A 23,756-nucleotide genomic window follows, 5' to 3' on the forward strand; every position below is an offset into this window, starting at 1 on the left:
TCATTTCGGGTAGCTGAAAAATACAGGAAAACAGGTATTTTTTATTCAAACAGGGTACGATAACTTTATTTGAAAATGCATCTCTATGAAAAAGAAAAATCTGGCCATAAAACTGTCGCTGCAAAAAAAGACGATTACTTCTTTACAGCAGAATTATCTGCAGGATATTAAAGGAGGAGGCGATGTTCCAACCCTGACTGACTGGCGTTCCTGCCCTTGCGAAGGAACCTACGGTTTTGCCTGCACCACCACTACGCCGGGTGCAAAAGTGGCCAATTGCTTTTCATGTGCCAACGGAAGTGGTTGTTAATCTCCTTCTGCCGCTAAAGAGAAAATTATTTGAAAGGAACGGATATACCATCCGTTCCTTTGTATTTATTATCACTGTACAAGACAACATCAACAGCTCATTTTTATCAGGACAGCTGACTACCTCAACTTCCTTCCTACAAACCTGATCACCGACCCTTTTCCGATATGATACTTTCCCTCTTCCAATAAAATTTCTGCTTCTTCCAACACCAGTATCTCATAGTTATCAAAATCAGCGACTATTTCTGTCAGTGAGAATAACATATCTATATCTTCCGGTCCTCCTACCCGTGGATTTTCTTTTCTAAAGGGCAGGTGCTTTTTACTGAAAGCCTCAAAAATAATGATGCCACCGGGTTTGAGCCAGGTATTTAACTGCCGGTGCAGGATAGACTTTTTATCCGCCGAAAAATGGGCATATATCAATCCAATCGCATCAAAGGACGCGGGCTCAAAGTGGAGCTGCGCCATATCACCCACCAGATAGTTAAGGGTTACCTGTTGTTCGGCTGCCAGTTGCAACGCCTTTGACTTTCCTTCCACACTCAGGTCGGCGGAAGTAACCTGCCATCCCAACCGGGCCGCAAATACACCATTGCGGCCTTCTCCATCGGCGGGCATTAAGATCCTGCCAGGCTTAAATTCCGGTAGCCATGTTTCAAAAAAAAGATTAGGTGCTTTACCATAGACAAATTCCTGGTCTTTATATCTTTCATTCCATTTTTGCTCCATAAGGGTATGATTTTTCAACAATTGGGTTTTCCTCCGTGAGGTACTTCAAAAGTAGCTCACCTCAGCAGGGAGCGTATAGGACAAAAATGAAGTTTGACAGGATTTATCTGAAATTATGCCGGAATGCTTCCGGTGTATGGCCTGTATGTTTTTTGAAGAATCTGATAAAGTACGACACATCTTCATATCCGAGATGCCAGGCGATCTGGTTGACCTGATCGGGCGTTGCCAGCAGGTATCTTTTCGCTTCCAATATGATGTGTTCATTAATCAGCGCGGAGCATGTCTTGCCCCGTGTTGCCTTTGTAATGGCATTGAGCTGATAGGCAGAAAGGTGCAATAGCGCTGCATAGGCCGCTACCTGTTTATGGGTAGCGATGTGTGTATCCAGGAGTGCGTTAAATGCTTCCAGTTGCGATTCGGCATAGGTATGTACCGGGTGTAATGCATTATGCTGTTGCTGCCGGGCCAGGGCAATAAAAAAAATATCCAGGTATGCTTTGATAGCCGGCTGGTATCCTTCCTCCTGATCGGCTTGTTCCTGGAAAATAGCTGCCAGCATCGCATGTAATTTATCAAACCGGGCAGCATCTCCCGGATAATAGTTGGTATGGCCCACCTTGCGCAATAACTGATGGAAAGCCTGATCATTCCCATCTGCTTTAAAAGCCATCATGTAACCGGTACTCCCCGCTTTCAGCGTGAGTGCATGTACCTGACCAGGGCGTATAAAAAAAATAACATGGTCTTTTACGTCATAAGCTGTAAAATCGATGGCATGGTTCCCTGCACCTTGCTGTAAAGCCAGCACATAAAAAAAATCATGCCGGTGCAGGTCCTGTATCATATCTTTTCCGGCGAGCATGTCGCGCAGATCCCGTATCTGAAAGCTTTCAGCAAAGCCTGATTGTTGAGGCGCAGTATTGATATACCTGATGGGAATATTTTCCATGATAACATCCTTGCAGTTAACCAACAGCGATTACCTGTTGGTTAATCGTTCAAATAACGGTTCGTTTTGTAGCCGCTAATGTACGGATTATTCATTGTCATGTTCCCGGCTTGCTGATTGGCCACGAAAAAGCCCTGACAAGCCTTATGCAGACTTGCCAGGGCTATCATCCCTTACCGGGAGCATCACAATGATTTTTGCACGACTTCTTCCAGTCTTCCCTTTTCGGAATAATCCAGGGATCCGGCGATCTTTCCTGCTTTATCTACTACTACCACATGTGGTATACCGGTGATATTAAATAATTTCCTGACACCGGTTTCTTCTTGAAAACCGCCTGCGGCCAATACCTGCGGCCATTCCATATTCAGTTCCTTCATGGCAGTCTGCCATTTTGTTGGATCTTCATCTACCGACACACTGATGAACACCACCTCCTTGTCTTTAAATTTATTATAGTGTTCCCGTAAGGTAGGTATATATACCCGGCAGGGCGCACACCAGGATGCCCAGAAGTCCAGTACTACCACTTTACCGGTCAATGTCTTTATATCAAATGGTTTACCGGCAGGATCTGTCATATTGAAAACCGGTAACGGGGCCCCCGCACTGGTATGTTTATACACTTCAATTCTTTCCAGCAAAGCTTTGCCTTCAAAAGAATTTTTCGCCGCTGGTATCAGCTGATCATATGCCTTTACGGCTTTATCGTATTTAAGGGCATATCTGTACGCAATCCAGGCGGAGATCTCCAGCTTCGGGTTTTCTTCCAGATAGGTCAGTGGCGCCTGTTTACTCTGCATTAAACGCCACCACTGATCGTTGAGCGTACCGCCTTTAAAACGGTCACCACTCAGGGAATCGAAACTACATTCCACCGTATAGGTGGTATTCTCCAAAAAGATATTGACTACTTTGGTGCTCACTTTCAACTCCAGCAATTCCGGCCGGCTGAGTTTTCCGGCATAGGTAAACTCCCCGTTTACGATGCGTACCTTTTCAGGTATCGGTTCATGCGGCGCTTTATCATTATGCTGATGTTCCCTGATCACTACGTAACCACTGATAATACCGGTTACCTTTCCTTTGATCACAAATCCCTGGTCTGCTTTGCTCAGCAAAGGCAGTAACAGCAATACGATCATCCTGACAGCGTATTTCATGTGTCTGTATTTTTGCAAGGGTGATGTTATACGTTTCTACGCTGATGGTACTACGCTGCAGCGTAGCTGATTACCGGATAGTGGCATCCAGTTTCTCTTCGATCTTTCCGTCGTAGAGATCTCTGGCTACTACTTTACCATCGGGACCAATCAATACATTGGATGGCAAATAACCAATACCATAAGCAGCTGCTGCACTTTCACCCCAGCCTTTCAGGCTGGAAAGGTTTAACCAGCTCAGCTCATGCTTTGCAATACCTTTTACCCATCCTTCTTTCTTTGAATCCAGGGAGATGCCTATCATCACAAAATTCTTATCCTTAAACTTATCATTGGCGGCCTTCAAGAAGGGTACCTGCGCTTTACAGGGACCACACCAGCTGGCCCAGAAATCCAGGAATACATACTTCCCTTTGAAATCAGACAGCGACACCATTTTACCATCCACATCGGGGATAGAAAATGCAGGCGCCATATCGCCTACTTTCAGGCTGGCCAGCGGGCCACTTGCCACCGCACCCGTATCTGCTTTTATGGTCATTGGCGGGGCGTCTACTTTGCCCGGGAACTTGTACCGCATTAAAATCCGGGAGGCCTTGGCATGTTCACCCAATTGCTGATACAACGAATCCATGGTCTGTTTATTACGATTAAAATAAACCGTCAGTACATAGCCGGCAACACCGGAGTTAGGATGCCCCTTCAACCATTTGAGGAGCATGTCGTTGCGTTTTTTCTCCAGCACATTCGCTTCCGTTACATATTTTGTTGCCGCGTCTTCATCCCCGATCTGTACGGCAGCATGGTATTTACTTTCCAGCTCTGTCAGTCTTTTTCCATCGCCCTTGTCGGGTGCCGTGATATCCATCACCTCCTGCCATTCCTTTACCCAGGCATCACCGGTAAAAGCAGCATCATTAAAATAAGCGCCCTTCCCGGTAATATTCATTTTTCCCGGCTCCAGGTATACCAGCGTTCCACCTAATTCAGGCCTGTTACCTATCTGCATGATGTATACGCTGCCTCCTTTCGTTATCGGCATCTTAAAACTGAACTTATGATCTTTGATGCGGGCGGAATCTACCTCACCGGAATACGGTTCATACAAGTGTACCACGGTATCATTATGAGATTTATCCAGTTTTGCAGAGATGATCACCTCCTGCTGTTGCGCATATGTGGCCAGGCTGCCCATACATAAAAACCAGGCAAAGAATTTTTTCATGATAGTGTATTTTTTTTGATGAATCAGGCAATCCGGTTGCCTAAAACTGGCTGATAAAAACTTGTATAAGTGGGTGGTTAATGGGTATTGGTAGCTGCCATGGGATGGGTAAGCATATCTTCCATTACCTGTATCGTTTCGGCGATATAAACGTCGGTACTGATGCGCTGCAACCAATCTTTGTTGGTCGTTTTCTCCGCTTCATCTTTCCGTAGTAACGGATTAATACTTCTGTTGGCGGATAAGGAGACAATCAGCCGCTGGCTGTCCTGCAGCACTTTGGCGTCCCGGATTGCTTTTTCATAGCCGGCAGATTGCAGGTATTGCGCCCTGAATGTGGCCAGATCCAGTGCAGCGGGTTGCGCGGTCAGTGCTTTCAGTCGCTGTGTATTTGCTGCCACCGCCATATATGCAGTGTTGCGTGCTATACGCGTACGTGCCTTTTCCACCACAGTATTATAATCAAAGGTCAGCGGCACCCGTTTGAAAGGCATTACCCCAACGGTATCAAACGCCAGCGCCGACGTAAAATCTTTTTCCACGAAAGAGAGCAGGTTCATTTTATCCTGCAGTATAATATCCGGGATGACGCCTTTCAGCTGCGTAGAGGTGCCGTTAATACGGTAAAACTTCTCCACTGTCAGGCGCATGCTACCATAGCTCACATCCGTTGTACCTTGCTGCGGATCGCCCAGTTTACCGATATTCACATTCATCTGGGCAGTTCCTTTTCCAAAAGTAGACGAGGTACCGATGATGAGACCACGTCCCAGATCCTGCATTGCTGCTGCAAATATTTCAGAGGCGGATGCACTGTTTTCATCTACCAATACCGTCAACGGACCATCATACAACGGAGGCATCTCCGGAGAGTTATACCGGTTGATGACTGTCTTGGCACGCAGCCAGCTCATAGGTCCACCCGGCACAAAGCAGGCACCCATTCTCACCACTTCATCCAATGCACCGCCGCCGTTTCCACGGAGATCCATGATAATACCCGCTACTTCTTCCTCTTTCAGTTTCTCTACTTCCCGGGCCACATCATTGAAAGCACCATTGGTTTTATTGCCGGTAACATCGGTATAAAACATAGGCAGGTAGATATAGCCAAAACGTTTTCCGTCTTTTTCCACCACAGCACTTTTCGCCCGGTTCTCCATATCAATGACTTCATCTCTCCGGACGGTAACCACCCTGGCTTTTTCACCGGGTTGCTGCAAGGTCATTTTTACGGCCGTTCCTTTTTCCCCGCGTATCATCCCCGTTACCTCGTTTGCTGCCAGTCCGGTTACGGGTAACATATCGCCCTTACTGTCGGCTACAGCAATGATGTTATCATTTTCCTTTACCTCGCCGCTCCGGTAAGCAGTACCACCCGGCAGTAATCTTTTTACATAATAATCTGCTTCTTTTGTACCCAGTTCCATACCCAGACCGAAATAACGTTTATTGAGCGCTTCATTAAACGACTGGTCTTTCGGGCCTGCATACACAGTATGCGGATCTATTTCCATGGTTACAACCGTTACATACTGCGTAAATTTTTCTTCTGCCGATTTGTTGCCCATAGCCTGCCGGAAGAAGCTTTCATAAAACTTCCTCACTTTTTCCCGGGCCTTCGCTTCGATGGCAGTATCAACACCTGCAAGGGTAACAGCGGAATCTCCGGCAGCAACCTTCATCTCCATATAATGCCGGAGGGTATAATATTTCAACAACTTCCGCCACAATTCCGCCCTTTCCGTTTTATTGGCAGGAAAGGGTAATTCTTTTCGCCATCCCATCACTGATTCTTTTTTACTGAAATCGAATGGAGTGGCGAGGATCTCCGTACATAACTGACTGGCTTCCTTTACCCGCTCACTGTACAGCTTATACGTAGCATCAAAAAAAGCAGTGCTGCCCGTATTCAGCTCATCATCTATTTGATGTTTATATCCTGCGAGCTGTGCGATATCTCCCTGCAGAAAAAAATAGCTGTTGGGATCCAGTGTATAGATAAACCGGTTCCATACCGCCGCTGAATAAGTATCATCAATGGGTTTAGGATTGAAATGTTTCTTCTTTATCTTATCAATGGTATGGGTAATGACAGCACTGTGATAGGCGGGTATTTTATTAGGATCAGCAGGCGCCTGCGCCATAGCAGCCATTCCCGTGGCGACTGCACAACAGGTTAGTAATAGCCGGGAACCTGGTATGAATGCTTTCATATTTTTAAAATGATTAAGGCAGATGAATAAAAGGTGCTTCTCTCATAGAAGGCAATCCAATGATAAAAAAGGGTGAAGGCAGCTGCAACAATACTATACATCCACTCATGGCATATCTCCGATTGCCTGCAGATTCACGCCGTAGGTAACATTGAAATAGTTGATGACGGTATTATACTTTTGCCGGATCAATCCTTTTTTATCTACCTTCCGGCTGAACAAACCCGCTTCCAGCTGCGCCTGGGAATTACCGGTAATAGCTTCTACATATGCCAGAAAATCCACCACCAGATTCAGGTCTGATCCGGGTGTACCCAATACGCCTTTTTCATATTGCGTTTCCGGCGATATCGCGCCATACAGGCTGGGAGCCAGCGCTGCAAAAGCCTCCGGCACCTGAATGATTTTTGCCCGATAGGCGCGTTCTATGTAATAGCGGTGTAACCAGCTGCGTACCTGTTTCACCGCCGCCGGCGATTGTAACTTTTGTACCAGCGTACTATCCGCCCATCCAATTGCCAGCGCACTGTTGGTGCTCGCAAACCCTTTCGCAGAACGGGTAGCACCGCTGCCGATATAGGAAGCCAGTAAAATTTTATAGGGGATGGTCTGTTGAATGAAACTTTCCGGGTAAACATCCAGCAACTGTGTTTTAAAAAACTGTAGCGCAGCACTGATATAAACCGGATTAGCCACAAAAGCACTATCTGATTTACGGTCGGAATAATTGTACGAATAATCATCCTGGGTAAATCTGTATAAAATATAGGCGCCGTATTTTTTATAGCACGTCATGATGGTATCATCATAACCATGATTCCCCTGCGGCAGTGTATACATCGGCGTTGCCGGACTGGGCGTCAGTGCTGCTTCCCGTTTGCAGGCCATCAGCAGTATTATAAGCGCCAGTAAATAATATACTCTCATAAATATTTTGTTTACAATGATGATTAGCGATTATTCAGGTAGTCGTGTTCCGGAGAACAAAGGATTTTGTACCAAAACCGGATTGCGGGTCAGCACTTCATCGGGAATCGGCATTACATATTGCGGGTCGCGCGCCGGCAGCCGGAATATTTGCACCGAATTCCGGTCGGGCCGGTACACATGCCGGATGGCAGGCATGCCATAACGCCGCAAGTCAAACCAACGATGCGCTTCTTCCCGGAATAATTCCCGGCGGCGTTCATCCCGGCACATTTGCAACAGCTGATCCGCCGGTTTCAGTTCCCAGGGCGTAAAGGAAGCCCGGTCTGTTCTGCTGGCCCGTAAGGTATTTAAACTGTTCAGGGCTTGTGCGGCTGCACCTGCATTTCCTTTGGTTCTATATTGTTGTATGTATGCTTCCGCGCGATTCAGGTAGGCTTCTGCACTACGCCAGGAATTGGGCAGCCGCATTTTGGCCGAACTATTCTCTCCCACATATTTCGCCTGCCCAAAGTCTGCCGCTAAAAACTCTTTCATAAACTCCGGGGTCTCATAAATACCTATTTGCTTACGCAGGTCATTATCGGCAAACGTCTTGACGAGATCATGTGAAATCTCATAGGCAATGGCATAAGGCAGATCGGATTGTTCTTCCGGCCTACCATAGCACCAGATCGTTTCCAGGTTATATTGTCCCACCAGTGGCTTCTCTTCCGGATTTGGCACGCCGCCCCAGGTATTCAGGTCCATCAGCTGCGGATGATACAACAATACCTTATCCGCATGTTCAATCGCTTTGTCCCATTTTTCCATATACAGGTATACGCGGCTGGCCAGCAAATGCGCCGCCGTATGAGAGATCCGGTAAACTTCCCGGTTCTTTTTCTGCTTATCCAGCAACGCTATAGCGTTGTCCAGGTCTTTGGTAATCTGCTCATACACTTCCTGCACGGTATTTCTGGACAGGAAGTTATCGGAGAGATTGGCACTCACCCGGATAGGAACACCTGGACTTTTATCCGGCGTGGTGGTAGAATCATTGTAAGGCTTTGCATAGATATTGACCAGCATAAAATGATAGAACGCCCTTAACGTATAGGCTTCTCCTTTATACAGGTCTTTTTCTTCCTGGGTACCGATGGCATTATCCAGGTATTGTAATACCACATTAGTGCCCAACAGTAAATGGTAATAGGTACCCCAGGAATTCAGGCTGGTAGTATTACCGGCTGCCGCAGTTCTGACAATGTAATCCGGTTGCCATTGGAAGATGGCGCCACCACCGGGCATAAACTTTGTGTTATCGATGATGGGACCATTATAACTTTCTGCATCATCATCCAGGAATACCATCCAGGGCTGTAACAAGGTTCTGGAATCCGGATAGCCGTCGGAATACAGGATTTCCGCAAAATCTCCTGTTGATTTAGGGGTTACATCTGTCTGGGAATACTCTGCCAAAAACTTCTTGCAAGACATCATGCAAAGCATTCCTGTTATAATTAATAGCCATTTCTTCATGTGCAATAATTGAAAACGTTTACTTAAAAGGTCGCATTCAGGCTAAAGGCATATTGCCGTGTGATGGGCAATGCTGTACTGCCAGCCCCGTCTATCTCCGGATCCTGCCCTTCCAGTTTACGGTTAGCAATGGTAAATACGTTGTTCACCGCAAAGCCTACTCCCAGGTTTTTAATCCCGGTACCTGCCAGTCTCATAGGCGGAATAGTATAACTCATATTGATGGCGTTACACCGGATATAGTTATTGCTGATGGTTCGGAGATCCGATTGGTTATAAGCAGTATAGGGATCTACCTTTATCGTGAAATCACTTCCATTGGTGACTTTACCGGAACGATAAGGCACGATCAGGTATTGATCCAGGGGCGCATAATCCGTAATACCCGGAATATCTGTATACTGTTCATCTCCTGGTTTGCGCCAGCGGTTCAGGTAATCCGTGCTCACATTGGCAAAAGGTGCTGGTACGCCATTCCGCTCAGCTGTTCGTACGAAAGGGGTATTCAGGCGTTTGCTGCTTCCCAGACTAACAAAAAACATCGCTGATATAGAAAATGACCTGTACCTGAATACCGGTTGAATAGAGCCGGTAAACTTGGGAAACATCTGCCCGGAGTATACGAGAAAATCATCCGGATTCGTTGTTTTTTCTTTCCCATCCATTTTGTCAAACATGGGTAATCCCGAGTTAGCATTCAAGCCTTTGTAGATATAGGAATAAAATCCGCTGACAGCCTTACCAGGCAACCGGCCGGTGCCAGTGAAAAAGGAGGCATAATCATCCGTGGCATATAAATCAGCAATACTGTTTTTATTTCTGCTGGTGAATAAAGAGAGCGAGAAACCGGTATTCTTTTTACGAATGATATCTACATTAATCATTGTTTCCCATCCGCTGTTCAGCAAAATATTGCCATTTCTGTACATCACATCCATCCCATATTCAAAGGGAATTTTTATTCTGTCCAATACATCCACGGTTTTTTTGGCGTAGTATTCCACATTTACTTTTAACCGGTTATCAAACATGGCGAAATTGGTTCCGATATTCCATTGATAGGTTTTTTCCCAGCGCAGATCCGGGTAAGGCAATGATTTGATACGCAAATAGGGTATCCCGGTAACCGGATCATTGGCACTGCCATTGGGCGCATAGGTAGCAATCAACCCAGGTCCTACGGCAGCTACCACATTCCCCTGTGTACCGTAAGAAGTGCGCACCTGCCAGTCTGTAATCAGCGACCTGGTCGGGAACCAGCCCTCCATCGCCGCATTCCAGCGGGCGGAGATACTGTAGTTAGGTAAAAAACGGGAGTTGGAATATTGTCCGAACCTGTTGGAACCATCCGTTCTGATGGTACCACTAACGATATAGCGGTTCATGAGGCTATAGGCAATGGTTCCATAATAGGAAACTGCATTATTCAGGGTATTGGTAAGATAGTGCTTACCTAACTGGAAACGGCTTCTTTCCGTTGAATAAAATGATTTTCCCCTCTCCGGGAAATATCCTGGTTCCTCAGAAATATAACCTGATGAGGATTCGCTCCTGATTTCATTACCCAGCGTAAAGTTAAACTGATCGCGGTCTTTAAAAAGTCCGGTACTATAATCAATACTGTTTCTCATCCCCAATGCCATACTGTTTTGATGCATGATATAGGCCATCCCGCCGGCAGGCAAGGGAGAGTTTTGTACCTTGGCGCGACTCGGGATAGTACGATAGTCCCATCCCCGTTTTAATGCAATGTCATACGTTTGCTCATCTGCCGCGGAGAAACCATCGGCTGCATCCATAATGATGTTAGACGAATTCCGGAAATACCATCCTCTCCCCATCTTATAATCCAGGGAAAAGTTTAAACTGGTAGAACGGTTGCCGCTACTGTTTTCCGAATGTTCAATTTCATTCAGCAGGTTATAGGTCACCGGCGCATTGCGGGGCTCCATGTCACTCCAGTTACTCTTTAACTCCGGTGGTATGGATAAGGGATAAAATTCATAGGGATCGTAGATACGGCTTGTCTGTAGCGCATAGGATAAGGGATTCACCGTACTATAATATCCTTTCGCCTTGCGATAGCTGCTTTGCAGGGTGATGTCCAGGTTAATGTTTTTACCAACCTGAGATCGTACGTTCATGTTGGCTGCATACATTTTATTGCCATCCTGTTTGGCCGCACCGTTGTTGGCCGCATAACTGAGCGACGCATAGTACGTGGTTTTACCCGCTCCCCCACTCATACTCAGGGAGTGCTGCATGCTCATCTGGTTACGAAACAATAATTTAAACCAGTCGGTATTGCGCGTCTCCAGCGTACCTACCTTTTCATAGAACTGAGCTTCTGTAATACGCCTGGCATACAAGGATTTCAATAGGCCTTCATAGGATAATTCTTCGTCAAAACCACTGGCCAGTTCATTAAAGATGATATGGTCTTCCTGCAGCTGTCTCGAAAAAGCGACACGTTCTTTTGAGTTCATGAGCTTCATCCGCCCGTAGGAAGGGCGCGACTGAAAAGAGATATTGGTATTATAACTCAGCTGTATCGGCCCGGCCTTACCTCGTTTGGTCGTCACCACAATAACGCCGTTGGCTGCACGGGTACCATAAATGGAAGTAGCCGCCGCATCTCTTAAAAAAGTCAGGCTTTCAATATCATAAGGGTTCACGCCACTGATAGCATTGCCCATTAATTCATAGTTGGACTGGGCCGGATTGGACAACAAATTATTCAGCAGCGAAGAAGAAACATCTACGGGGTCGGGGCGTATCATCCCGTCTATCACCCAAAGAGGAGATGCATTACCGATTAAAGTAGCTGTTCCCCTGATGCGGAGGGTTGGTTTGGCATTCACGCCACCGGAATTATTCACCACCATCAGCCCGGGTATTTTTCCCTGCAGCATTTTGTCGATCGTAGGTTGCCCGGGCTGCAATACTTCTGCAGCACTCAACTTTAATACGGAGCCGGTAGATAAACGGGGATCAATTTTCTGATAGCCATTCACCACTACTTCCTGGATAGCCCGCACGATGGTATCCATTTTAAAAAACAACAAAGGTTCCTTCGTAGGTATCGCTGTATACAACATCGTTTTCATCCCTATCAGGGAAAGACTGACTTGCTCCTTCTCTTTCGCCAGCAGCATAAAAAAACCATCCGGCTGTGTGATGGTCATTTCCTTGGAAGTAAGCGCTTTCACACTTACGCCTCCCAGTGGTGTGCCCTGCGGGTCGGTTACCCGTCCCCGCAGCACCACGGATACTTCAGCTGTAACAGCCTCCGTCTTTCCGGTTTCATAGATAATGATTCCCCCCATCTCTTCAGTAAAATGCAAACCGGTATTCTCCAGAATCTGCTTCAGGAGCGCTTCCAGCGTGACCGCCTGCATTTTCACTGTTACCGGCGGTTGTTGCCGGATCAGTTCACTGTTGTAGGTAAAGCGTATATGCATTTGCGTGCGGAGGTCTTTCAATACCTTGCTCAGCGGCAATTTATTGGCCTGATAAGATACTTTACTGGAGAGCAGCGGCGATTTTCCCGGCTCCTGCGCCAGCGTACCATAGCCCATCAGCAGCAGTATAAACATTAACATAACAGGAAGCTGCAGGACATGGCACAGCCTATCCTTCCCGGGGAAGGACCAATCCGGTGTTTTTCTCATGTTGGTTTGATATTATGGTTTAAAAGCGCAACAGATTGTTGGCGGTCATCTTACTAGCTATTATTCACAGACGTTTTGTTATATATATGGTTTTACCTGTTACCCTGAAATGCAGCTGCGGCATACTTTTGCTGATCAGGTTCAATGCGTCCTGCAAGGCATCGGGCCGGCGCATATCGAGTGTAAAGCTTAATTGTTCCAGGTTTTTATCTTCAAATACAAAATGATAATCATAATTACGGCCCAGGATAGTGGTTATATCCAGCAGCGTAGCATCTTCAAAAAACAGGTCGCCTTCTTTCCAGGCGGTGAAAATTCTGCTTTCCACCGTTCTTTTCCGTAGCGTGGCATCCTGCTCATTGTATAGTGCCTGTTCATCCGGCAGGAGTATGGTTTGCGACTGACCGGCTGTCACCAGTAACCGGCCACTGCTCAATGTGGCGGTGATCAGCGGGCCATAGGTATTTACATTAAAGGCCGTTCCCAGTACTTTCATGGCTGTTTTACCCGCATGCACAATAAATGGCTGGCGTGCATTGGACGCCACTTCAAAGAAGGCTTCCCCCTCTATATAAACCTCCCGGGCAGTGCTATTAAAGGTAGCGGGATAAATAAGCCGGGAGGCGGCATTAAGCCATACGAGGGTACCATCCGCCAGTTTGAGGGAAAACCGGATACCCCGGGGTACTTCCAGTGTATCCATAGCCGTTATCTTTTCACCGGCGCCACCGGCAGTATATATCAAAGAGGCAGGCGCCGCCTGTATCTGTGCACCTGCATTGTTTTTAATGACCTGCGTATCCTTACCAATCGTGATGGCGCGGCCATCCGCGAGTTTCAACCGCACTTTACCAGCGGGTATTTCATCTGCCACCTCCACCGGTTGATGGGCAGGCTGCATGATCCATAACCCCGCGCCCACCGCCAATATCAGCAAAGCAGCTATCGTGATTTTTACCAGCCGCATCATCCGGCCTTTTCGTTTGTCGCGCTCCTGTACAAAAAGCTGCCAGCCTTCCGCTGCAGAGAACTTCCCGGCCCCCATCCTGGCACGCATTTCACGTGCCGCTGCCAGGGCCGCTATCTCCGCTTCATTCAGCGAAGCCTCTGCCTCTTTGCCATCCAGCAGTTCCAGCAGCTTATCCCAGTCTATATCATTATCAGATTTATGATCGGTCATATATTAACGTAATTAGGGCTATCAATTGGGTCATCCATCCACATTCCTTCCGTAAAAACTGCAGGGCCAGTTTTATCTGTGTTTTGACTGTATTAACAGAAATACCGAGCACCGTAGCAACATCTTTATATTTTAATCCATCGCGATTACTCATCAGAAATATCTTCCGGCGTTGTTCCGGCAATCGCGCTACGGCCTCCCATAGCGCCCGGTTACGCTGTTCCTCATTTCCTTCTTCTTCCGGAGGAAAATGGCTGGTCAACGCTTCTATTACATGGATTTCTTCCAGCTTTGTTTTACCTGATTTTTTAAGATAATTCAGGGAAGCATTCCGTATCGCGCGCACCGCATAACTTTTAAAATCATGTGTAATCCGGATCAAATCACGCTTATTCCAGCAATAGAGGAAAAAATCCTGCACGATATCCCTGGCAGCATCTTCATCTGCTACTACATAATAAGCAACCGTACATAAAAACACATAGTGAAGCTTAAATTGCTCCTCGAACGAGACAACTTCATTTGACCTTGGTTGATGCATAACCCGCTTTGCACATTCATTGTTACCCGTACAAAGTAGAAAAATTTCCGGATTTATTTCCATCATCTGCTGTTAGCTGCTTATCTACATAATACACCTGCTGTCTGTTGAATCTGATAAATACGGAGATACCGGCTTTATCTTCCCGCCTGTGAATATTTTCCTATGTCTTTCCCTTATTAAGGCAACGGAGGGGGAAAAAAGGGTGAAGGCGGTGGCAATTTTTTTTAAAAAAAACTGCAATACCAGGAAAAAAGGGGGTAAATAAGGAGCGAGATATGTAAAGTAAATGGACAAGGATGCCCATTGTAGCCATGCTCCCAATAGCCTAACAGGTAATTTTTGTATTATAGACGGTCATGAATAGTTAAGCAGCTATCCTACTACCATGAGCGTGTATTGCAATAATGCAGGGTCAAAGAGGTTAACAACCTATTAAACGTTTCGCTGCTATTTTAGTGATACGTCGCCGCCTTTTCATTCAAGAAACGTGGCAGGTCCTTCTGAGCAAGTAATCCTTCTTTAAGCAAATTATTAAAGTACATGGAGAATTTATACGCTCCTTCATAATTAAGATGCTCCAGATCTGCATATTCTGCATTCACAAGCGGAAAAGCATTGAAATCAAGAAATGGTATCGCAGCAAAGTATTCATTTCTTACCTGTTGAAAGATGTTCTCATTTTTAGTAAGAAAGTATGCCTTATGCTGGGGGCTTCGAACAAAGTATACCTGCTTATTATTTTCATGGCAAAAGTCAACAATCTGTTTCAGATACCTGATATTCTCATAGGATATTGCGGTATCTGCTGTTACTTTCCCGTGTGAAGTTGCTTGTTGAACAGCCAAAAAAGAGTCCGCCTTATGCTTGTGTAAAGGCAGATATCCTCCCAACATACCCGAAAAAGAATTATTATTTTTAACAATACTGGAGGTATGTGTTTTTAAAGTGTTGCTTAAACACTGTATATAACCGGAAAGATTATGTTGCAACAAAAGTGCATTATCTGAAAAAGACAGGAAAGGTGCATATGCAGAATATCGATACAGCATTTTTTCATTTCCCCATATCCAGTCATCCATTTCCTTCATGACCTGATTATTCGTAAACTCTACAAATACAACTTTTATTTGTGGATTCCCTTTAAGGACATTTTTAACCTTTGAGAAAGTGTAAAAATAGGACTCTCCGGAAGCACCCAGGTTTTTAAAATGCGAGATCACGGAGTCATTAAATGAGCATTCCGCATGAGAATGTCCAAAAACAACCAGCGAGTCTTGCGGGTCAATCTTAAAAAGCTCTTTTTTCTTCAAAATTGTATTAGTACTTGCTAATAATATGATGATGGAAAGAAAAAACAATAATGAAATGCCGACTGTCTTTTTTAAAAAATATTTCATTATTTAAAATTGAAAATAAATAAATTGTTGCTCTTGTCCCTGGAGTGAAAAGATCATGAAGCAAAGCAGTAAATAAAACGACCATCTCAGTGTAATAGAACGTTCACTTCCAAATTTGGCGATAGCATACTTTTCTTCTCTACCAAACCATTCTATTATCATAAAAAACGCGACTAGCAAGCAAGTAAAATAGGCAGATTTTATTTCTGGGAAACGCGGCATTGTAAATAAAGAGGAAGAGAAAATAGTAGAAACAATACGCATTGCATGATGCATGCTTTCTGCCCTGAAAAAAATCCAGGCGAAAGCAGTCAGACTAAAAGTGGTGAGCATGCCCCCAAGCTCCCTTAAGGTAGGATAAATCCGTCCCTGTGCTATAATATCCAGATTTTGCCGGTTACGCTTTAATAATAACAAGGGTAAAAAATAGCAGGCATTTAATGCCCCCCATACAATAAAAGTCCAATTCGCGCCATGCCAAAACCCACTTACCAAAAATATAATAAAGGTATTTCTTATGGTGCGCCATAAACCGCCACGACTTCCTCCCAGCGGGAAATACAGATAATCCCGAAACCATGTTGTTAAAGAAATATGCCAACGTCTCCAAAACTCCGCAATATCGCGTGAAAAATAGGGGAACGCAAAATTCCTGAGTAACTCTATACCAAAGAGTCGGGCTGTTCCTAAAGCAATATCGGAGTAACCCGAAAAGTCGCCATATATCTGAATGGTAAAAAACAGCACTCCCATCACCAATGTGCTACCCGAATAATCCCCGGAATGATCAAAAATAAGATTGGCGTACCTGGCACAATTATCCGCAATGACTACTTTTTTGAATAGCCCCCATATTATTTGCCGCATACCATCTGCAGCTCGGGCATAATCAAATGTTCTTTTTTCTTTTATTTGCGGTAATAAATGCGTCGCTCTTTCTATAGGTCCTGCCACTAACAATGGAAAAAAGCTCACAAAAACAGCGTAATCTATATAGTTCTTTTCCGCTTTTATACGGTTATAATAAATATCAATCACATACGATAACCCATGAAATGTATAAAATGAAATACCTACAGGTAAAATCACCTGCAATGTGCGAGGATGTACATGAAGTCCAAAACCTGCAAGTAAATCAGCAAAAGAAGTAGCAAAAAAATTATAATACTTAAACACCCCTAAAAAACCTAAATTCACGCAGATGCTTAACCAGAACCAAAAACGTTTCACGTTCAAACTGCTTGCGCCTTCCATTTTAAGCCCTGTTCCAAAATCCAATAAGGTTGAAAAAATGAGTAGAAATAGAAAACGCCAATCCCAACAGGCATAAAAAAAATAACTTGCCGCTAATAACAATAAATTTTGCAATTTCAGACTTTTCTGGGTCACGAACCAGTATAGTAAAAATACTATAGGCAGAAATATGGCAAATCCCAAAGAGTTAAATAACATAAGATAAAGAAATGATAATATCTATGTAAATAAGGTAAATAACTGATCTCTGTTACAGAAAAAAAAAGCCAGGTAACTCCTCACTTCAAACAGTTCAAAAGTAATTTGGAAATAAAACTGAACGCGTAAAACTAGCCAGGTATAGTACATACCTAAAAAGGCTGGCGCCTATAATTTATTATTAGTTCTAGCCAAACATGATAAGATGGTTGCGTTTTTTTTTAAAGGCCAATATAATTATATATAATCAAGTAAAGGTATAAATAAATCGTTAACAAACAAAATCAGTGAGTTTATCACCACCTAAAATTACCCCATCTATATTTTATGGTTGCGATTGAATTGATCCCCCTTCAATAAAGTCTGATACCTGTTAACTAATCGCATTATCTAATAAGCATCCACCTTACTATCTCATATTGATAATATCTCTTTATGTCTTATTTTTAGGTAGCTTGGGGAAAATCGTCCCCCAGTTTAATCGTCCTAAAATCCTGACTGCCATATGAAAAAGATCATCGCCTTCTTTGCCATCTGCCTATCTGCCAGCATCGCAAAAGCACAGCTTTTCCATACTGCTGACTTGTACCCTACTACCACCAGTATAAAAAGCCGCTCTTTTAATGGCACCGGAAAAGGATTCTGGTCTTTCAAACTATTGGATACCCTGGGAAGAGTAATGGATGAAAAAATCTACCGTAAAAAAGAGTTGGTCGTAAATTATCTGTATACCTACAATGATAAAAATGATATCACGACTACCATCGCTATCTCTGAGAAGAACCCCTATAGAAAAAGGGACACCACCACGTATATATATACTTACCTGGAGAACCACATTTCACAAGAACAATGTATTTACCATAATAACCGGGGAGATCAGTATAACCTGATCTCCCATCAGGACTCCGTTTTCACCTATCATTATATCTCCTACTCAGACTGGGCACGGCAACAGGATATACCCGCCACGGCCGAGACCCATATCCTGACATACCGGCAGGGCTTATTGGTAAAAAAAGAAAGTATCCGACCCAATGGGGATAAAACAACTACCTGGTTTGAATACGATACGCATCAACAGCTAATACGCCGGAAAATTGAAAGAGATCCTATACTCCGGGAAAAAACAGTATATACGGGAGGTCCCGGCAGTGACGACCAATACTATTCGTATATCTACGATAAGAAAGGACGCATCAAACGCCTGTATACCACCGTGGAAGATAAAACCTATCAACTGGCGACTTATCAGTATAAGGATAGGTAATTCCTGTCTATGTACCATAATATAACATTACCGCCTGAAATATTTCCGCTTTTTACTGAAACCCTTTTGTACTTTTGCCCCTATCAATGTGAAATCCTATGCCGATCGCCAGTACCTCTTTTATTAAAGGCCAGATCCCTGGCACTACACAGGCACAATTATTATCGCTATACCAACGGGAAATTCTGTTCGGCGGAGCTGGAGAAGCACACATTCGCGACAACACAGTAACGTTTTCAGGATGCGCGGCCAATGGAAGCCAGCAGATAGGCAAATTCTCCAACTTCGATGAAGGCAGGTTAATTATTAATGAAACCGATACTTCTTTCCTCGTATCCCTGGAAGCGGACAATTTTGAAAAGATATTTCTTTTCAGTTTCTTTTTCACTAAACTCAAAGAAGATCTGGAACGGGAATTACAGGCTAATAAGAAAAAGCGGTAAGCCTTATCCTGCTTACCATTCCATTTCCGGAAAACTAATTAACGGATTAAAATCAGTCTTCCAGACATCCAGCTCGAACAGTTCGCCCTGTTCATCTGTGTGTAAAGAAACGATTACTGCAATGCCATCCCGATCGGTAAATTGGGATTCACTTACCTGTTCGCCAAATTGCCTATTGACTATTACTTTACCTTGGGGGAATAGGTAAAGGCTGCCCATTCCGCTGTCATTCATCGGAGCCACCGACAATGTTTCCCGCCAGTTCTCCGGGAGAGATAGGGCGGATGTATGAATCAAGCGTGTAAGCAGGCTAGCTTCCTGCGGGGTGGGTTTTCTGGTTAATGGCATATAATACTCCTTTATTAGCTCATTTCCTAACTTAATACCTCACAATATTTCAACAACCCTATGCCGCCACACTGCAATAACATTGGTATCCGCATGCTCTTCTTCCTGGTTATTCTGCCACAGTCGTTTTTTTATATCGTACGCTTTTTCGTAGTCATCAATAAGCCCAAAACGATTCAGGTCTGTTGGTAAAAAAGTGTTATCAAATCCACCACAGTTTGTCAGAGCACTGGTATCATAATATTGATCCAGTAATTCATACCCAATAAAATCATAACCATCCAGCTTGATGGATTTACAATCCTGCTCCGGCTCAATGGCTACTATCAGCAAATTAAATAACGCCGGCATAACAGTTCGCGTCAGCACATAATCCAATGTGGTAAAAAATCCTGTTTCGCGGTAGTTATCTATTACGATGTGTTTCCAGTCGTTATCATCATCCCTGTCTGGTTCAACCAACACCTCATTTAATGACGTATCCAAAGAAACAAGTTCCGTCAGGTGATGTAGCTTACTCCATCTGATATAGTTATCCCAGGCTTTACCTTCTTTATTAAAAGTAGCGCGTATCGTATATAAAAAAGTAATCGGACTATCCATATATTTTGCTATAAATAAGATGCAGGGCTACCGCAGCACCCAGCTACAAAGTTATTTATTTGCTACAGAATAAACAGGCACTGTACTCATTTCAGTGATATCATTTACGCCGCAACCACGCTTTTTCGCCTACAGATCCTATGCCGTTGAATTACCCTAACTTTGCATGACTACTTCATTAACCCACTTACAACTATTCACCTCAAAAACGATTAACCATGACTATCCCAAAAAAAACGGAAACGAACAAACGCTCCCAGGATACCTGGAGTAGATTTACATTATCCCCCTCTCCACAACAAGACCGCTCTCATATACTGTTAAAAAGTGGCGCTCATAGGATATATTCACCTGCATTGCTACGATTCCATTCTCCCGATTCATGGAGTCCGTTTGATACAGGAGGACTCAACGCATATAGTTATTGCCAGGGCGATCCCATTAACCACACGGATCCTACCGGGCACTGATGATAACATAATATGCTGATAGCATCGCAAGTAAAGCTGGTGTGCGCCAGCTTTACTTTTGCCAACTGGAAAAATTGCAGTAATTTATCTATACCTATTTTTCATTGCTAAAACAATTATCTCATGGTACAAAAGGGATTACTCCTCAGGCTGGAAGCCAAGCCAGGCAAAGAAGCAGAACTGGATAATTTTCTAAAAGAAGGACTGGCATTTGTGCTGGAAGAACCAGCTACCATCAGCTGGTATGCCCTTCAGTTTGGACCTTCAACATTCGGTATTTTCGATTCCTTCCCGGATGATCAGGGCAGACAGGCACATATCACAGGGGCATTGGCGCAGGTATTGATCGCTAAAATCCCTGATTTACTGGCAGTACCGCCCAGCGTTGAAAAAGTGGATATACTGGTGGCTAAACAACCTTAACCCATGTGCGGATAAGCAGATCAGCTCCTTTCTTTTTTCCTGTAAACTGTCACAGCTTTTATATCTCACCCGGCGCTATGTAAAAGCGGCTGCCTGATCACAGTATCTTTATCATAACAAAAAATTATCTGATCTTATCCACCAGTAGTACCTTTCGCATCACAGCAATACCCATCATTAAGTATACTGATATGGCAAGCATACAAAGTAAGGTGTATCATTTTTTATTGCGGATAATGGGTGTAAAAAGTTTTGTGGTAAAGGAGTTTAAAAAAAATGATTTCAGCAAACGGGCAAATGCGGCAGCACCACCGGGTGATATGTTCTCCAGATACGACATACAGCAGGATATAGCGCCGAACGGACGAAAAGTCTGGAGCATTCAAAAAAGAGACACCCAACCCCAACGCGCTATTTTATACCTGCACGGTGGCGCCTATATACATAACCTGGTGAAGCAACACTGGCAGTTCCTCGACCAGCTGCTGCTGCATACCCCCTATACCACCATCATCGTACCTGACTATCCTTTGGCACCGGATCATACCTATCAGGATGCCTTCGACATGGTAGTACCTATCTATAAAAAGCTACGCCAAAACAGCAACATCACGCGTGTAACACTCCTGGGGGATTCAGCCGGTGGCGGCTTCTCGCTCGCACTTGCCCAATATGCACTCAACGCTCAACTACCACAACCCGACCAGCTGGTTTTATTATCGCCCTGGTTAGATGTTGCCCTGGAAAATCCTGCTATCCGCGACATTGATCCATTAGACCCTTACCTCAGTGTAGCCGGACTGCAACTGGCAGGAAAGGCTTATGCCGGGCAGAAAGGCACCCAACATTACCTGGTAAGCCCCATCAATGGTCCGCTCGCCGGATTAGCGCCTATCAGCCTGTTTATTGGCACCTACGACATCCTGGTAGCAGATGCCCGGAAATTCAGGATATTGGCAACCGCTGCTGGCATTCCGCTCCGGTATGTGGAATACCCGGAAATGGTGCATGTATTTTTGTCGTTGAAGGTGCCGGAAGCGAAACAGGCAGCCAAACAAATCTTTGCCGTATTGCAGGAAAAATAGTGACCGTTTGAAGTAGTTATCGGATCATTTTTAAATACCTCTCACCGGAATATCTTTCTGTAACCGGTCAAAGTAAATTAACTTGCTGTTCATTTATAAAATTGAGCATCATGGCATTCGCTTATAAATATATGTCCTCTCCCGTTGGCCAGCTGACGCTGATTGCCAGCGACAAAGGACTCGCGGCCATTCTTTGGGAGAATGACAAACCGGACCGGGTACATGCAACCGCTGATGAGCAACAGGATACCCATCCCGTGCTGGTGGAAACCGAACAACAGTTAAATGAATATTTTGCAGGCAGCCGCAGCTCCTTTACGATTGCGTTGGATCCGATAGGTACTACCTTCCAGCAAGCCGTCTGGAAAGCGCTGCAGACCATTCCTTTTGGAGAAACCCGCACCTATATGCAGATAGCCCTGCAGTTGGGTAATCCCAAAGCTGTACGCGCCGTTGGCGCTGCCAATGGCAAAAATCCGATTTCCATTATTGTGCCCTGCCACCGAGTTATCGGCTCCTCCGGATCACTTACCGGTTTTGCAGGCGGACTAGCAGCTAAAGCACAACTGCTCTCGCTGGAAGGTATTGGCAGCTCCACTAATCAGATCGAAATCCCCTGGTAAGAGATCTGCCTGTCAGCCATTACTTCAACAATTAAAATCAGTGGGTGGGCAAGGTATGGTGTTAGGCGGACACTGGCCACAATCACTCAGATAACACGTACGAAAACAGGTAAAACGGCAAGTAAAAACCGTTTCCTCTATTCCGCCCTGCGCCTGCATGGCCTGCTGGTTGTTCAATACACTGATGGCAATTCTGCCCAGCTTTAATTTTGGTGCATTTTTTTTCTTCATAACAAACGTTTTCAGGTAAAGAGATCTATCTGCTACCGATTAAAAGCAGCCCTGCCTTGTCTGCAGCTACAGACACGAGGCAAGCTATTACATTAACATTCCAATTGAGTAGGGATACACGGCGCCTTACTTGGCACGCAGAAGGTACAATCGCTCAGGTTACAGGAACGAAAGCAGGTGGCACGACATGTCAAACCCGTTTCCACATTTCCCCCTTGCGCCAGCATCGTCTGCTGCTCATTTAATACGCTGATGGTAATTCTGCCAAGTCTTAATCTGGTCGCATTTTTTTTCTTCATAACAGGATTTTTTTTGGGTATAAGAGATCAGTATAATACAGGTTTAAAATAGTGGTGCGGGCGCTCCACGTTCCTATAAAATTAATTCATACCAACTGCAATATCGCGGCATCGGGATGATTGTTGGGGGCAGCTAATGAAGTAAAAACAGGAATCTTATCAACTCCTTCTTTCTTTACCTTTCACATGACTATTTTAAGATAATTGCGGATGCAGGTCTTCCTGCTCAAAACGTGGCGGTGGGCTACAAAAAAGCGTTCCGGTCTACGTACGCTGACTGAAATTCCCTGGAAGGGGGCTTCCCAGGGAATAATACTACATCCTCATCTTAACACTCCAAACGAGTGGGTAAACAAGGAGCCTGGGTAATGTGGTACCGACGGTTATCGATCGGTACTACGGCATTACCACCACGTACCTTCATGGTTTGCCGGTCATTCAATACACTGATGGCAATTCTGCCCAGTTTTAATTTGGTTACATTTTTTTTCTTCATAACTGGTTGTTTGGGTTATATGATACAATCAATACTATCGCGTTAAAAATCCTATTACAGGAAGTATAAATTTAACCCAGGATGGCTGCAATGTCCAGACATCCATATTATCTTTCCTGGTATGCATAAAAAAAGAGACCATCACGGTCTCTTTTTTTATACAATATTGCAGG

22 protein-coding genes are annotated in these 23,756 nt (G+C 44.6%); 7 read left to right on the forward strand and 15 right to left on the reverse strand.

Annotated features, from left to right (window positions below; translation table 11 throughout):
• The first annotated feature begins 85 nt into the window (after positions 1-85).
• A complete protein-coding gene (locus OL444_RS26500; protein WP_264728463.1) occupies positions 86-310 on the forward strand; it encodes a class I lanthipeptide in 225 nt (74 codons plus the stop codon).
• Positions 311-429: 119 nt separating this feature from the next.
• Here OL444_RS26500 and OL444_RS26505 read toward each other — a convergent pair whose 3' ends face one another.
• From OL444_RS26505 to OL444_RS26560, 12 genes are all read right to left on the reverse strand, one after another.
• The gene (locus OL444_RS26505) at positions 430-1,044 is read right to left on the reverse strand and encodes a class I SAM-dependent methyltransferase (protein WP_264728461.1); all 615 of its coding nucleotides are present in this window, start codon (positions 1,042-1,044) and stop codon (positions 430-432) included.
• Between the two features lie 103 nt (positions 1,045-1,147).
• A complete protein-coding gene (locus OL444_RS26510) occupies positions 1,148-1,996 on the reverse strand; it encodes an AraC family transcriptional regulator (RefSeq protein WP_264728459.1) in 849 nt (282 codons plus the stop codon).
• Positions 1,997-2,181: 185 nt separating this feature from the next.
• On the reverse strand, positions 2,182-3,159 hold the full coding sequence (locus OL444_RS26515) for a TlpA disulfide reductase family protein (protein WP_264728457.1): 978 nt from the start codon (positions 3,157-3,159) through the stop codon (positions 2,182-2,184).
• A gap of 70 nt (positions 3,160-3,229) precedes the next feature.
• Complete coding sequence (locus tag OL444_RS26520; protein WP_264728455.1) at positions 3,230-4,384, reverse strand: AhpC/TSA family protein; 1,155 nt, start codon at positions 4,382-4,384, stop codon at positions 3,230-3,232.
• A 77-nt stretch (positions 4,385-4,461) separates the two neighbouring features.
• Entirely contained in the window at positions 4,462-6,600 is a 2,139-nt protein-coding gene (locus OL444_RS26525; protein WP_264728453.1) for a carboxy terminal-processing peptidase, read from the reverse strand.
• Positions 6,601-6,705: 105 nt separating this feature from the next.
• Positions 6,706-7,527: a hypothetical protein gene (locus OL444_RS26530; protein WP_264728452.1), complete on the reverse strand. Its 822-nt coding sequence runs from the start codon at positions 7,525-7,527 to the stop codon at positions 6,706-6,708.
• A 30-nt stretch (positions 7,528-7,557) separates the two neighbouring features.
• Positions 7,558-9,009 carry a RagB/SusD family nutrient uptake outer membrane protein gene (locus OL444_RS26535; protein WP_264728449.1) on the reverse strand — a complete coding sequence of 484 codons (1,452 nt, stop codon included), beginning with the start codon at positions 9,007-9,009 and terminating at the stop codon, positions 7,558-7,560.
• Positions 9,010-9,071: 62 nt separating this feature from the next.
• Complete coding sequence (locus OL444_RS26540; RefSeq protein WP_264728447.1) at positions 9,072-12,650, reverse strand: SusC/RagA family TonB-linked outer membrane protein; 3,579 nt, start codon at positions 12,648-12,650, stop codon at positions 9,072-9,074.
• A 133-nt stretch (positions 12,651-12,783) separates the two neighbouring features.
• Positions 12,784-13,899, reverse strand: a complete 1,116-nt coding sequence (locus OL444_RS26545) for a FecR family protein (protein WP_264728445.1) — start codon at positions 13,897-13,899, stop codon at positions 12,784-12,786.
• A complete protein-coding gene (locus tag OL444_RS26550; RefSeq protein WP_264728443.1) occupies positions 13,886-14,503 on the reverse strand; it encodes an RNA polymerase sigma-70 factor in 618 nt (205 codons plus the stop codon). Before OL444_RS26550 ends, OL444_RS26545 begins: the two co-directional genes overlap by 14 nt.
• Positions 14,504-14,895: 392 nt before the next feature.
• The gene (locus OL444_RS26555) at positions 14,896-15,840 is read right to left on the reverse strand and encodes an LB_356 family protein (protein ID WP_264728441.1); all 945 of its coding nucleotides are present in this window, start codon (positions 15,838-15,840) and stop codon (positions 14,896-14,898) included.
• 3 nt (positions 15,841-15,843) lie between these two features.
• Complete coding sequence (locus OL444_RS26560) at positions 15,844-17,208, reverse strand: MBOAT family O-acyltransferase (protein WP_264728439.1); 1,365 nt, start codon at positions 17,206-17,208, stop codon at positions 15,844-15,846.
• A gap of 589 nt (positions 17,209-17,797) precedes the next feature.
• Between OL444_RS26560 and OL444_RS26565 the strand changes: the two genes are divergently transcribed.
• Positions 17,798-18,562, forward strand: coding sequence for a hypothetical protein (locus OL444_RS26565; protein ID WP_264728437.1), 765 nt, complete (start codon positions 17,798-17,800; stop codon positions 18,560-18,562).
• A gap of 98 nt (positions 18,563-18,660) precedes the next feature.
• On the forward strand, positions 18,661-19,005 hold the full coding sequence (locus OL444_RS26570; RefSeq protein ID WP_264728435.1) for a hypothetical protein: 345 nt from the start codon (positions 18,661-18,663) through the stop codon (positions 19,003-19,005).
• Positions 19,006-19,017: 12 nt separating this feature from the next.
• Here the strand turns inward: OL444_RS26570 and OL444_RS26575 are convergent, their stop codons facing one another.
• Complete coding sequence (locus OL444_RS26575; RefSeq protein ID WP_264728433.1) at positions 19,018-19,353, reverse strand: DUF6984 family protein; 336 nt, start codon at positions 19,351-19,353, stop codon at positions 19,018-19,020.
• Positions 19,354-19,392: 39 nt separating this feature from the next.
• Positions 19,393-19,956: a hypothetical protein gene (locus OL444_RS26580; protein WP_264728431.1), complete on the reverse strand. Its 564-nt coding sequence runs from the start codon at positions 19,954-19,956 to the stop codon at positions 19,393-19,395.
• 218 nt (positions 19,957-20,174) lie between these two features.
• Between OL444_RS26580 and OL444_RS32050 the strand changes: the two genes are divergently transcribed.
• From OL444_RS32050 to OL444_RS26595, 4 genes are all read left to right on the forward strand, one after another.
• Positions 20,175-20,426 (forward strand): RHS repeat-associated core domain-containing protein, encoded by a 252-nt coding sequence (locus tag OL444_RS32050; protein WP_371878101.1) that lies wholly within the window; start codon positions 20,175-20,177, stop codon positions 20,424-20,426.
• A gap of 123 nt (positions 20,427-20,549) precedes the next feature.
• A complete protein-coding gene (locus tag OL444_RS26585) occupies positions 20,550-20,849 on the forward strand; it encodes a putative quinol monooxygenase (protein WP_264728430.1) in 300 nt (99 codons plus the stop codon).
• A 191-nt stretch (positions 20,850-21,040) separates the two neighbouring features.
• A complete protein-coding gene (locus OL444_RS26590) occupies positions 21,041-21,934 on the forward strand; it encodes an alpha/beta hydrolase fold domain-containing protein (RefSeq protein ID WP_264728428.1) in 894 nt (297 codons plus the stop codon).
• Between the two features lie 110 nt (positions 21,935-22,044).
• Complete coding sequence (locus tag OL444_RS26595) at positions 22,045-22,557, forward strand: methylated-DNA--[protein]-cysteine S-methyltransferase (RefSeq protein WP_264728426.1); 513 nt, start codon at positions 22,045-22,047, stop codon at positions 22,555-22,557.
• 858 nt (positions 22,558-23,415) lie between these two features.
• Here OL444_RS26595 and OL444_RS26600 read toward each other — a convergent pair.
• Positions 23,416-23,583, reverse strand: coding sequence for a class I lanthipeptide (locus OL444_RS26600; RefSeq protein ID WP_264728424.1), 168 nt, complete (start codon positions 23,581-23,583; stop codon positions 23,416-23,418).
• Positions 23,584-23,756: the final 173 nt, after the last annotated feature.

Source organism: Chitinophaga nivalis, from assembly GCF_025989125.1.
GTDB classification, from domain to species: Bacteria; Bacteroidota; Bacteroidia; order Chitinophagales; family Chitinophagaceae; genus Chitinophaga; species Chitinophaga nivalis.